At 60.9% G+C, this 12435-nt stretch carries 11 protein-coding genes and 2 pseudogenes; 12 read left to right on the forward strand and 1 reads right to left on the reverse strand.

The features are described from left to right. The first annotated feature begins 962 nt into the window (after window positions 1-962). On the forward strand, window positions 963-1484 hold the full coding sequence (locus F6X53_RS28160; RefSeq protein WP_151004635.1) for a hypothetical protein: 522 nt from the start codon (window positions 963-965) through the stop codon (window positions 1482-1484). Window positions 1485-1820: 336 nt separating this feature from the next. Next, the gene (locus F6X53_RS34100; protein ID WP_373876029.1) at window positions 1821-2201 is read left to right on the forward strand and encodes a DUF6894 family protein; all 381 of its coding nucleotides are present in this window, start codon (window positions 1821-1823) and stop codon (window positions 2199-2201) included. Between the two features lie 358 nt (window positions 2202-2559). Here F6X53_RS34100 and F6X53_RS28165 read toward each other — a convergent pair whose 3' ends face one another. Continuing rightward, window positions 2560-2742, reverse strand: coding sequence for a hypothetical protein (locus tag F6X53_RS28165; protein ID WP_151004637.1), 183 nt, complete (start codon window positions 2740-2742; stop codon window positions 2560-2562). Between the two features lie 488 nt (window positions 2743-3230). Here F6X53_RS28165 and F6X53_RS28170 point away from each other — a divergent pair, with 488 nt between their 5' ends. The 10 genes and pseudogenes from F6X53_RS28170 (at window position 3231) to F6X53_RS28210 (ending at window position 12430) form a co-directional block, all read left to right on the forward strand. Then, window positions 3231-5204, forward strand: a complete 1974-nt coding sequence (locus F6X53_RS28170; protein ID WP_151004639.1) for an adenylate/guanylate cyclase domain-containing protein — start codon at window positions 3231-3233, stop codon at window positions 5202-5204. 118 nt (window positions 5205-5322) lie between these two features. Then, window positions 5323-5643 (forward strand): hypothetical protein, encoded by a 321-nt coding sequence (locus tag F6X53_RS28175; RefSeq protein WP_151004641.1) that lies wholly within the window; start codon window positions 5323-5325, stop codon window positions 5641-5643. 77 nt (window positions 5644-5720) lie between these two features. Beyond that, window positions 5721-5987, forward strand: a complete 267-nt coding sequence (locus F6X53_RS28180; RefSeq protein WP_151004643.1) for a hypothetical protein — start codon at window positions 5721-5723, stop codon at window positions 5985-5987. A gap of 927 nt (window positions 5988-6914) precedes the next feature. After that, window positions 6915-7304, forward strand: a complete 390-nt coding sequence (locus tag F6X53_RS28185) for a transposase (protein ID WP_151004645.1) — start codon at window positions 6915-6917, stop codon at window positions 7302-7304. Further along, window positions 7301-7531, forward strand: coding sequence for a hypothetical protein (locus tag F6X53_RS34105; RefSeq protein WP_151004647.1), 231 nt, complete (start codon window positions 7301-7303; stop codon window positions 7529-7531). Before F6X53_RS28185 ends, F6X53_RS34105 begins: the two co-directional genes overlap by 4 nt. Window positions 7532-7616: 85 nt before the next feature. Beyond that, window positions 7617-7811 (forward strand): annotated as a pseudogene (locus tag F6X53_RS34110) (IS110 family RNA-guided transposase); the annotation flags it as partial. Window positions 7812-7870: 59 nt separating this feature from the next. Further along, a pseudogene (locus F6X53_RS28200) lies at window positions 7871-8800 on the forward strand (adenylate/guanylate cyclase domain-containing protein); the annotation flags it as partial. 279 nt (window positions 8801-9079) lie between these two features. Beyond that, complete coding sequence (locus F6X53_RS28205) at window positions 9080-10297, forward strand: ABC transporter substrate-binding protein (protein ID WP_151004676.1); 1218 nt, start codon at window positions 9080-9082, stop codon at window positions 10295-10297. 946 nt (window positions 10298-11243) lie between these two features. Further along, entirely contained in the window at window positions 11244-11972 is a 729-nt protein-coding gene (locus F6X53_RS32725; protein ID WP_191971033.1) for a phage integrase central domain-containing protein, read from the forward strand. After that, window positions 11957-12430 (forward strand): tyrosine-type recombinase/integrase, encoded by a 474-nt coding sequence (locus F6X53_RS28210; protein ID WP_191971034.1) that lies wholly within the window; start codon window positions 11957-11959, stop codon window positions 12428-12430. Before F6X53_RS32725 ends, F6X53_RS28210 begins: the two co-directional genes overlap by 16 nt. Window positions 12431-12435: the final 5 nt, after the last annotated feature.

Raw genomic sequence — 12435 nt, forward strand, 5'->3', positions numbered from 1 at the left:
GACATCGCGCTCTCCCATCCGAATCCTCTCAGATAGGAGCATCACCCTGCAACTGTAATGCTAGAGGTGCAGGCCCTGGTTCGCGACCACGGGGCGTTCGTGGCCGCTCTCGTCACCTACAATTCCTGAGCAGGCCCTTTGCCGGTCTCTTCGGGAGAGACCGGGGAGGCGCGAGGAAGGCTCCATAACGCCCAAGCTGCGAACATCTGCTCATGGCCCAACATCGGTCCTCTACCGCGAGGCTGGCGAAAGTCCGCAGATGGCGCAACTCAGACTCACAAGCTGAGCTGCCGCAATGTCCGCTTCGGAGAAGCCGCGAGAACCGGCCGAGTGGCCGGAACGGGCGCTAAGCTGAATGTCGGCTTTCAGGCAGCAGCCCAACGACGGCTCCCCACCGATGATTTGTGAGAACGCAGGAGCGTTAGAAGGATCTTCCTGCGAGCAGCTTTGGCAGCGCCGGAATAGGTACCCTGACGGCACCTAAAGGACCAGCCAGCAGAGGCGCATGTCTGTCGCGTAGAGGATTGTTCTACAATTTTGGAATGCCCCCGCGTTTTCACACACGGCCTACCCTGAGCGGACCTCGCAAGTGGGTACCGAGCGTCAGGTTTCGGCCCCGAGGTCGGCGAAGCTTGCGAGCGGCCGCCCCCCTCAATCCCTTCCCTCGGCGTTTGGTATACCAGAAGGCCCTTGGGTCCTTCCGACCAGCCCGCCACCTATGCGGGCGATAGACCCCGAGATCTGCGCATATTTCGGTAGGCGATTTTTGCATTTCGCTTTCGTTTTTAGGCATCCCTAAGCCTCTGATCCTGCTCAGGAACGATGCCAGGGAAAGCGAAATCGCTTCGGGCCGCTTTCTTCACCGCCTCAGCGCAGCCGGCCTGTCGGCTCGCCCACTCTGAGCGGACCTGGCACCGCCGGTCTGTCCCTCGCGGCTACGCGCCGCCACCCAAAGCCATCACGTGCTCAAGACCCTAAAGTCCCTCATCGGCATCAATCAGAAGGCCGACGCCGCTGCGGCCGAGATCGAAAAGGCCCCTTCCGACGCCCGCGATGAGATCATGGCAGCCGAGCGCGTAAACGCGGAGGCGGATGCGCAGTATCGGGCTGGCCTCCTCAGCCTCGACGATGCAGAGGCGCAGAAGATCGTCGCCGACAAACAGGCGGCCACCCTTCGGCAGGATCGAGCCGCCGCTCTGGTGGAGGCGCTGTCCAGCAAGCTCGCCTTGGCCCAAGCCGCCGAAGTGCAGGCAAGACGCCGGCGGCAATATTTCGAGGCCACCAAAGATCAGGCTGCGGCAGCGAAGGTGCTGGCTACGGAGTACCCGCGCCTCGCTCGCTCCCTCGCGGAGCTACTGTTCACGGTGGCCGAGGCCGACGCGCTGGCGCAGGTCGCGAATGAGGTGTTGCTAGCTGGGGTCGATCGCCACCCTCCGTCGAGGCACAGGTCCGGCGCGAGCCAAATGTTCCCGGTAAGGTCCTGAGCGAGGAGGTGTTGCAAACTGGCCGGGGCTGGTGATGTCGGCTGCCTGGATCGCCTGCTTCCTGGCTGCGACTGCGTTCTGATGCCGGGGTTTTGTGGCGTCAGAGGCCGCGAGACGCGCACAACACCGCTCGCGTAAGCTCCTTTATGGGATCCCCCAACCCAGCCCGGCCGCCTTTCCCGTGGGCAGTTCACGCGAAGGCGCGACGGGCCGCTAATTTTTCGCCAGCCGTTCATGTCCGAGGTGCCTTTACGGCGGCCCTATCCGACCGCCTAATGCAGATAGATAAAGGCGTTCCTGCGAGCCCTTCGTTAGATCTCAGGGCGAGGTCGGGTCATGTTGCAGCGGCTTCACTTCAGGTTGGTCGACAGCAGTGGGGTGATCGAGGATCCGATCGGTGCAACGGCGGAGGACATCGAGGAAGCCCACACGGAGGCGATGGCTGCAATCGAGGAGCTACGCCTGCAGGGTGAACTGCCGGAGGACGCCGGCGAGTGGCATCTCGAAATCCGGAGTGTGTCAGGCGCCTTGCTGCGCTCGATCCCGCTTCCGCCGCGGGATCTCCGCAGGACCTCTCGGACTGAGCGCGGACTGAGCGCGTCTCTCCCTCAGCGGTCGTGTGCCGCGGCGCGTCCACTGGCTCGACAGAAGGCCGAAGATCACGGCCCCGGTCGCGGTGCATCATCGCACTGGCCTCCGCAAGGTGAGCGATCCTAATACTTGTTAATTTCACAAGCGGCGCTTCGCAATCCGCACGCGAGCGTTCCACACGTACCAACTCCTCCACGTCGATGCGGTACGTTGTTTCAGGAAATGGCCGCCTCTGCCTTGCGCGCCAATCCGCACGAAGCCGCCATTATTGGCATAACTCGCGCGGTCTCCTTTGCGTAAGTCCGATTGTCGAACCGAAAATCGGCCATTCCCGAAGTGTTCGTAAGGGAAAAAATTAGACTTCGCGGGGCCTCACACTAGAATATCAGTATAACAAGCTCTGGCGGGACCTCACGGGCGCGCCGAACGACTTGCGAGAGCTTGGGGGGAGGTCTTGGGAGCCGTCTGAACCGCCCCGCCCCTTTCAGAGGACCAGCCAGAGCAGCAGATCGGCCACGATGCCGCCGACAATCGCGAGACCCATCAGGTAGATGCTGCTGACCTGATCGACGGTGTTCACATCCTGACCCTGGCGATGGATCGGCTCGTTGGCCGGTCCGTTACTGGCCGAGGTGGTGTTCACATCGGGATAAACGCGTGCGATCATGAGCATCTCCTTCTTCTTGAGGGAAAACGCTCTACTGCCGCAATGGCCCCAAGCTGGTGCCCGTCGCATTCCGCAGGAGCCGTGCGCTGGCTAGGCGTTATGGAACGTGGCGCTCTGATCCGTATCGAGGCTGAGGCACCCTAGATCTAGTCTCTATACTTCGGCTCAGGACCGAATGCGCCGATGAGACAATTCGTGGGGGCTGACGCCGATGTCTTCTAAGCTGCTATCATCAGGAAATTGCAGCCCTCGGCAGGCTCGTCGCGTGCATTACCAAAGCTGTACAATGCGGGCCGCCGACGCAAACATCGCGGACCTCCAAGCTGCTGGTGTGCTTAGAAGTGAGCGCTTCCTGCAGAGAAATCTGTGCTCAGTGGCACCGATGCTAGCAATCATTTGATAGCTCAGCGGTGGAGACATCTGGCGTGTTATAGTCGCGGAGGAGGAAACGACACAGCTGCCTGACAACAGCCGCTGAGGATGACGGGATGAACAGGGCAAGCGCTGAGCGTCACATCGCTGCGATCTTGGTGGCCGACATCGTGGGCTACAGCCGCCTTATGGGGATGGACGAGGCAGGAACCCTGCGCCGCCTTAAGGCTCTCCGTCGTGAATTGATCGACCCCAGCATCGTCACGGCTCATGGGCGGATCGTGAAGGCCATGGGTGACGGGCTCCTGGTCGAGTTCCCCAGCCCTGTGCGAGCCGTCTCCTGCGCGGTCCAGATCCAGCGAGCCATGCTGACGCGCGAGGCTAATCTGCCAGCGGACCGTGCCTTCCGGCTGCGCTTTGGCATCAATCTCGGCGACGTCGTCGCCGAGCGGGATGGCGACTTGTACGGCGACGGTGTCAACGTGGCTGCGCGTTTGGAGTCCTTGGCAGAGCCGGGCGGCCTCTGCATCTCGCGCTCGGTGCACGAGCAGGTCCGGGATAAAGTGCCCTACCGCTTCGAGGATCGAGGCAAGCTTGAGCTGAAGAACATCGCCCGGCCGGTTGGTGTCTTTGCACTCTCAGCGGCCTCACTCGCCAGCCTTGCGGTGCCGGATGCCGAGAACGAGGCGGAAGAGGCCGGCCCAGATCCAGCGCATGACGTATCCAAGGAAGCACGGAGCCGTACAGCCAGGCGCATCCTGCTGGCGGCCAGCCTTGCCGCCACCATCGCGGCCGGTGGGCTAGGCTGGTGGTCTTGGTCCGCTCAAAGGGCGGCCGAGCCCGCAAGCCTCATCGCTCAACAGGTGAGCAGTCCCCTTAAGCCCGTGCCAGGATTGTCACTTGTGGTTCTGCCGTTTGCCAACCACAGCAACGATCCCGAGCAGGATTTCTTCGCCGACGGACTGACTGAGGACCTCACGACGGACCTGTCGCATCTCGCCGGCAGCTTCGTCATCGCCCGCAACACGGCCTTCACCTACAAGGGCAAGGCCGTCGACGTGAAGCAACTCGGGCGCGATCTCGGCGTGCGCTACGCCCTCGAGGGCAGCGTCCGCCGCACCAGCGAGCGGGTCGTGGTAAACGCGCAATTGATCTCGACGGAGACAGGAGCTCATATCTGGGCCGACCGCATTGAGGGGGAGCGAAGCCGGCTGGGCGAATTGCAGGTGGAGTTCGTTGCGCGCCTCGCCCGGTCCCTCGATGTGCAACTAACCCAAGCCGAGAGCTTGCGCGCGTTACGTGAGCGCCCGAACAACCCCGATGCGGCAGATCTATCTATGCGCGGCTGGGCAGCTCTGAATAGACCTCGCTCTTTGGGCAACGCAGATGAGGCTAGTGCTTTGTTTGAGCGAGCACTGCAGCTTGATCCTGATCTGTCAGAAGCAGTTCTCGGCTTTGCTAGGGCTACTATACTGAAAGTCACAGCTCGTTGGAGTTTAGATCGCACAAAAGATATATCCCTCGCAGATGAGAAAGTGAGGCTTGTTCTAGATAACAAACCTGATTACGCCAAAGCTCAGTTTGTAAAAGGAGAGATTTTGAGAGGCAAGAAAGATTTTGATGGGGCGCTATATATGTATGATGTTGCTGTGCAGAACGACAGGAGTTTTGCTGAGGCTTACGCAAATACTGGACTTGCAAAAATATTATCTGGGAGTTCGGCCGAAAGCTTTGATTTTGTTAGAAAAGCAATTCGTTTAAGTCCTAAAGACAATTTGATAAATATCTGGTACTATTACATTTGTCACGCGCATACACATTTAGCACAATGGGAACAGGCGATCGAGTGGTGTAATAAGTCGATTGCTCATGGCCCATTTTGGATTGCCTATGCTGATATTGCTACAGCTTATGCTTGGACGGGACGACACGCAGAAGCGCGCGGAGCCATTGCCGAACTTTTGAAGATCATGCCCGGTTACACTGTGCAGAAGTGGGCCACCACGGATTGGTCCGACAACCCTACTTTCCTCGTCGAATATCAACGCATGACCGAAGGGTTGCGCAAGGCTGGTCTTCCAGAAAGCTAACGATGACCATCAGAGCGGACGGGCCTTCGGCGTGAGCTATTTTAATAGGGCTTGCCCCAGTGGAACGGTCCAAGTTTCCGCTGCACCGCTTATCGAGAAAACGACCGTTTCCCGACGCATGACGAAGCGGGTCGGTTTGGCTCGCAAAACCAAGCTGTTTATGTCGGGAAAGTATGTCGGCTTTTCTACCGTCGATAAAACGCACCCAGCGCACTATCCCGACATGCTCGTTGGCTATGCTCGCAACTCCACCATCAGCCAGAACTGTGCGCCAAGAGCCGGCGAAGCGCCGGACCGCGGATCTGGCGCCGATCATCGCCGATATCCGGACGATGGGCGGCACCTCCTTTCATGGGATCGCCGCTGGGCTGAACAGGCGCGAGATCCCAACGGCGCGTGGTCGGTGGTGCAGGTGCAGCGGGTGCTCGACGTTGCTTAAGCGCCTCAGAGGCGCTGCCGATCTCGCGGTTGGTCTCCCTACAAGGTAGCCTCGGCTGCAGTGCAGGAGCGTTCCAGATGGCCCTACTCATCCGCGAGCTTCAACGATCCGCCAAAGGTTCCGGCGCCAACGATGAGGATTGGTGGCGGCTGGTCTTCGATACGGACACAAAGCGCCTCTACGTCGAGCACGAGTGGCAGCATACCGAGGTGCGCGAAGCCGGGCATTCAGGCCAGGGGAAGGAGCGGGTCGAGATCCCGGATTACCTCACGCAGGCGGGGCAGACCGCTGGGCACCGTGAGCTCTGGCTGCTCATTCAAACGCTCTTTCGCGAGGCGCACTGACCCACACGCTTGTTGGCCTCGACAGACCTGTCGCAAATCGGGCTTGGCGGCGTGCCACAGGCAATCAATCTTGAAGGCATGGTTCGAGGTTCACCCGCCACTTGATCGGGATCGCCGACCGCGGTGTGGCGGGTGAACGGCTGTCACGATGGAGGAACCGATGGCGCACCTGATGCAGTCGCCTCGCTCGTTCTACGACCATCTATGCAGGCGAATCGAAGCTTCCGCCGAAAGACACGAGGCCGAGGCGGCGCGCCTGCGAGCAGAACTCGCCAAACACTCCGGAGAGCGGGTCGGAACCGGCCGTTGAGATCTCGTTCGCACAGAAACGTGTCGGTCTTAGAGGCCGTTCCGGCTGCTGCGAGATCAGGCAGGTGCGGGTAGTCTGATCGTTCGGCGAGCCGTTCGATATCGGCAAGGTGGTAGGTCTGTCCGCCACAATCGACCCTGGCGGTCTGCCGATGCTCTCTGTCGAGCCCGGTCGTGAACAGCACTGCCTGCGCCAGCTCGGCAAAGGCGCGTGTTGGCCGCAAGAGCGGAACGCACCGCTGTCCAACAGCCGATTTACGGTCCAGTGGACGACCGCATAGCGGCCCCAGTCGATGTCGCGCGTCATTTCACAGCCCCAACCCGCAGGGCAGCCTTCCTCCGGAAGAGATCCTTGGGGCGGCGCCATCTGGGCCCGCATCAACTACGCCGCCGTTCTTGAACAGCGGCTCAACCGCGAGCCGCAGTGCCATTCATCCTCGTATGATTATATTCCTGTCCGTTGGGGTATACCCTAATAAACGGTGCTCAAGATAGGCTGAGTAACGGCTGGAAGCTCTGAGCCGGTGCGTACACTCGTCGAGTGCTGGAGTGGCCCCCAATTCGACCGGACACCGGGCGCAGCCGTGAGGGCCATGGCGGAAGCCTAGGCATGCGCCTATGCCGAACGACACGCAGCGGATCGATATTATCACCGGGCGCGAGCGCCGCAGGCGCTACACCGTCCACGAGAAGGTGCGCTTCGTCGAGGAGACGATGCAACCCGGCATGACCGTCTCGGCGGTGGCGCGGATCCACGGCCTCTCACCGAGCCTTCTATTCGGGTGGAGGCGTCGCATGGCCGAGGGCGGACAGATGGCAGTGCAAGCCGACGACGAGGTAGTCGCGGCTAGCCGGATGCGCGAGTTGGAAGCCCGCGTGCGCGATCTGGAGCGGCTGCTGGGGCGCAAGACGCTGGAGGTCGAGGTGCTCAAGGAGGCGCTGGCCGTCGCACGGATAAAAAAAGCCGCGTGGCCGCTGCCGTCGCCGCCCGCGGGCTCTTCCCGATGAAAGTCGTGGACGACGTGCTCGGCGTGGCCCGCTCCAACCTCGTCGAGCAGATGCGGGGCGGGTCTCGGTCGCGCGGTCCCTATCGCCGTGGCGACGACGAGGCCGTCCTGATCGCCATCCGCGCCATCACGGACGTGCGGCCGACCTACGGCTATCGGCGGGTGACGGCGATCTTGAACCGAACGCGGCGCGCCACTAGCGAGCCCGCGCTGAACCACATGGCGTAATCGGGGGCGAGGCTCCCCGTGTAGCTTTGTCGTCCCCTGGTAAGGAGGACGCAAGATGACCTGTTATGTCGGACTGGATGTCTCGATGAAGGAAACCGCGATCTGCGTCGTCGACGAGGCGGGCGATCGTATCTGGGCCGGGACGTCTCGGACCGATCCCGACGCGATCATGGCCGTGCTTGAGCGGAGAGCGCTTGGCGCCGTGAAGGTGGGGATCGAGACGGGACCGCTCACGGTGTGGCTCTGGCACGCCCTCAATGAGCGTGGGTTGCCGATTGTCTGCCTTCACGCGCGGCATGCAGCTGCGGCCCTCAAGCTGCAGATGAACAAGACCGACCGAAACCGATCGACTTTGCAGATCTCGAGACAACGATTGATAGGACGCTGCGTCACGTCGAGCTCGTGCGCGAGGGCCGACGCCGCCAGTTGCTGGCTGAGCGTGCCCACGCCTCTCTATCGCGCTACTTTTCCCCAAATCTCGCTGAGCGTCTGGCCGGCGACCCGTCCGGCCTCGAGCTCGGCGGGGTCCGCCGGGAAGTGGCGTCGCTTTTCACCGACATTGCGAGCTTCACGTCCCTCGTCGAGAACCTCGATCCGGGGCAGCTCGCTGACATCTTGAACGCATATCTTTCAGCGATGACCGACATCGTCTTCGCTCACGATGGCACCGTCGCCAAAATCGTCGGTGACGCGATCCACGTCTTGTTCGGTGCGCCCGGCGATCAGCCGGACCATGCCGCTCGCGCGGTGAACTGCGCGTTGGCCCTCGACGCGGCTGCCGAGGCATTCCGGCTCCACTGGCGCGGGCGGGGGATCGCGATTGGCGTGACACGCATCGGCGTACACGCCGGACCGGCTATCGTCGGTAACTTTGGCGGCAGCCGCTTCTTCGACTACACGGCCTACGGCGACACCATCAACACCGCAGCTCGGTTGGAGAGTGCCAATAAGTGCTTCGGCACGCGGATCTGCGTTAGCCAGAGCGTGGTGGCTCGCGCAGGGGCTTTCCGTGGTCGGGCAGTTGGTGATCTCGTCCTACGCGGTAAGCAGGAGGCCCTGCGCGCCTTCGAACCGCTCATCAAGGCGGCCTACGATGAGGCGTCTCTGAAGCGCTACCAGAATGCCTTTGCCAAGTTAGAAGCAGGCGACGCGACCGCGATGCCAGCCTTCGCGGGGCTCGTTGGTCTGCGGCCAGACGACACCCTCGCCAGCTTCCATCTCAAGCGTTTGCTCACGGGTGGGACCGGAACTCAGATCGAGGTCAGTTGATCCGACTTAGAGAGCGAGCGGGAGGAACTGAAAGACGCGAAGGCAACGGCAGTATCCGGGTACCAGTGGTTGCCCTCATGAAAAGTTATATGCGCATAGAGCATGGACGTGCTGTACGTTAGAGCGTTTTCCCGCGGGCAGGGCGATTTCCCATGTAGTATTCGCAGGCTTGCAAGAAATTCACAATGGTACGTCTTCGCGCCATTTATGATCAAGCTCTGGACGCGCCTCCCTCAAAATATCACCATTCCCCAAAAGCTAGTCCACGGGGAGGGTGTGATGCAGCTGATATGTTTTTTAAGCTCTGCTGTATTCGTCTTGCTGATGGGAGCCGCTGGAGCGCAGACGCCCGTGAAGATTGGCATTTTGGGAGACCGCTCCGGTGTTTACTCAGATATTGGGGGGGAAGGCTCGGTCGTTGCGGCACGCATGGCAATAGAAGACTTCAATCCGAACGAACACGGCCTGAAGGTTGAGATCGTCTCCGCCGATCACCAGAACAAGCCCGATATTGGCTCCGCGCTGGCGCGGCAGTGGTATGACCGCGATGGTGTCGATGCGATCTTTGACGTGCCGACCTCGTCGGTGGCGCTGGCAGTGAGCCAAGTCACCAAGGAGAAGAACAAAACTTTCGTCGACACCGGCGCAGGCACGGCCGATCTCACAGGGCCGCAGTGCACGCCCAATACCATTCACTGGGCCTATGACACGGTGGCGCTCGCCAACGGCACCGGCAGCGCCATGGTCAAGCGCGGCGGCGACACCTGGTTCTTCATCACCGCCGATTATGTTTTCGGTCAAACGCTTCAGCGCGACACCACGGCGGTCGTCGAGAAGAACGGCGGCAAGGTGATTGGCTCGGTCAAGGCGCCTTTCCCAACGGCCGATTTCTCATCGTTCCTGCTTCAGGCCCAAGCGTCCGGAGCCAAAGTGATCGGGCTCGCGAATGCCGGCGGCGACACCATCAACGCGGTTAAACAAGCTGGCGAGTTTAGCATCACGGAAAAGGGACAGGCGCTTGCGGCTCTACTGATCTACTCCTCGGATGTGCACTCGTTAGGAACGAGGGTCGCGCAAGGCCTCATTCTGACTGAGCCCTTTTACTGGGACCTCAACGACGCTAGCCGCACCTTCTCGGATCGCTTTGCCAAGCTTTTCAGCGCCAGGAAGCCAACCTCGAACCAAGCTGGTGTCTACTCGGGCGTGCTGCACTACCTCAAAGCAGTAGCGGAGCTGAAGTCGGCGACGGACGGTACGGCAGTAGTGAGCAAGATGAAGGCGATGCCGACCGACGATCCGCTTTTTGGCAAGGGCGAGATCCGCGAGGACGGCCGTAAGATCCACGACATGTACCTATTTGAGGTCAAGAAGCCGGCCGAGGCGAAGACCGAGTGGGACCTGTATAAGGTACTCGCCACGATCCCCGGCAAGGACGCCTTCCGGCCCATCGGCGAGGGTGGATGCCCCTTGGTGACAGCAACTGCCGCTCGCCGCTAGGCACCGACTTTGCGCTGCGCCCGTGATGACGCTGCGGCAATCATCTCCGCAGGGATTGTGTGAGCCGCCCGCGCCCTGGGCTTGGCGGGCCTCCCGAATGGCAAGATCGGCCTCCGCTCAGGCTAGGATAACGTTACGGGTCGCGACACCAACGTTCGCGAGTTACAGACGCGCCTTCTCCACAAGCACGCTGCGAAGGCGCTCGGCCTTAAACTCGCTTGTGCTCGATCCTGTCGAGCCGCGGGGCCTCGCTCGTCCGCCATGTGGCGCGCCAGAGTTTCGACTGCATGACAGAGGAGAATGTCAGGTGCGCAGCAGCCCGGCAGTGTCTTGTGACGCACTTGGCTTTCAGGCAACAATGGGCGTGGGTGTGGAAACCCGGACTCGAAATCGGCTTACTTCACGGCTGGTGCCGGAGGTCTGCCGAATGCAGCGCCCTTGCGGGACTTGCTGTGTGGTCGTGCCTTGGCGGGTGCGCCGGCCTGGCCCCCATGGCCGGGGGCGGTGCGCCATGTCCAGAGCTTAGCGGCTTAAAAGCGCGTCGACCTGTCTTTCGAGCAGGTTTCCACCCCCCGGCTGCCCAGTCTGTTACTGGGCATTGGCTTTGGAAAGCCGGGCTCGAAAGCAAACATCATGCAAAAGCTAATTCTGTCTCCTCTTCCACCTTCGTGGGTAGCGCGGGGCGGGGGTAGGCACTCCCACAGGCGGGCATACCTCGTCCAATTTTTCAAAGTGGATGTCTTAACGATGAAGCCGCATCTGCAAGCGCTTTTGCCTATCGATGTCCCCTTTACAGTCCTAACATAGCGGCTGAATTGCAAGGCACGAATAATAGCGCCGTCGTTCACAAGATGCGGCTCGGTTGCACTACCCCGCTGCGGCCTGGCAACGTCACTTCGCCCAGCGCACAACCCCATTGAAAATACTTGGACCTCGGAGGCCGAGCATGGCAAGCGTCGCTAAGCGCGAGTGGATGCATGGTGGTGCGAAGAAGATCGCCTGGGTGGTTCGCTATACTGACCAGGGAGGCAAGCGTCGTCTGAAGACCTGCGCCTCGAAGAAAGCTGCGGACAAAGAGCGGTTGCGTATCGAGAAGGAGATCGAGGACGACGCGCACACGCCCGACGTCGAAACTTTGCTGTTCCGGGACGCTGCGGCGGCATGGCTCAAGGACTGCGATCGCCGTCGAATGATCGGCGATAAAATGGCGACAACGACCTATCTGAGCTACGAGCGTAATCTTGCCAGCAAGGTCAATCCGAAAATTGGTAATATATTGATATCTCGCCTGAGCAGTCAGAGCATCCAGATTATGCTCGATGAACTATCTCTGAAGTACAAACCGAATACCTTGAGATATCCCTACATCGTGGTGCAGCAGGTCATTCGATACGCTCGTCGAAAGAACTGGACGAAGCGCGATCCATTCGCTGAAGAGCCGATCAGATTGCCGCGCACCGTGACGAAGGTTCCGATCCCCTCAATCGCCGACTTGGAGAACCTGTTAGCGGCTTCCGAACAGCGCGGTTACGCGGAGCGCGAACTAACGCGGCTGCAAAAGTCGGCCTTGGTAACGCTCGGGGTGTTTGCTGGCATGCGGCGCGGCGAGATGGCGGGCCTGCAGTGGCAGTTCATCGACTCTCCCGCGGTGAGATCAGGGTGCGCCACAGCCTGAGTCATTACGATGGTCTCAAGGGGCCGAAGAGCGCCGCGGGCAACCGCAACGTGCCCATGTCCGCGATCGTCAAGCAGCGCTTGCTCGCACTGCACCGCTACATGGACGGGCCGAGCGAAGGCTTCGTCTTTATCGGCCGGGACGGTCGCAACCTCGATGCGATCGGCCTCTATTGCTCGCGATATCTGAGGGCTATGAAGGTAGCCGGCCTGCTGAACGACGACGGTAAACCGAAGTTCACGCTTCACGCGCTCAGACACGCGGCGGCGAGCCTCCTCATTGCGGAGGGTCTCTCGCCGTTGCATATCATGAGTATCATGGGACACGCCGAGATCGGCACCACCATGAACATCTACGGGCACCTTTTTCCCGAGGATGTTGCCGCCCGGAACTCGATCGACGCTATAGGCACTCGGTTCGGCGCGACAACAGAGCGACAAGACGTTCTAACCGATTGAAAAAC

The sequence above is a fragment of the Methylobacterium soli genome, assembly GCF_008806385.1.
GTDB classification, from domain to species: Bacteria; Pseudomonadota; Alphaproteobacteria; order Rhizobiales; family Beijerinckiaceae; genus Methylobacterium; species Methylobacterium soli.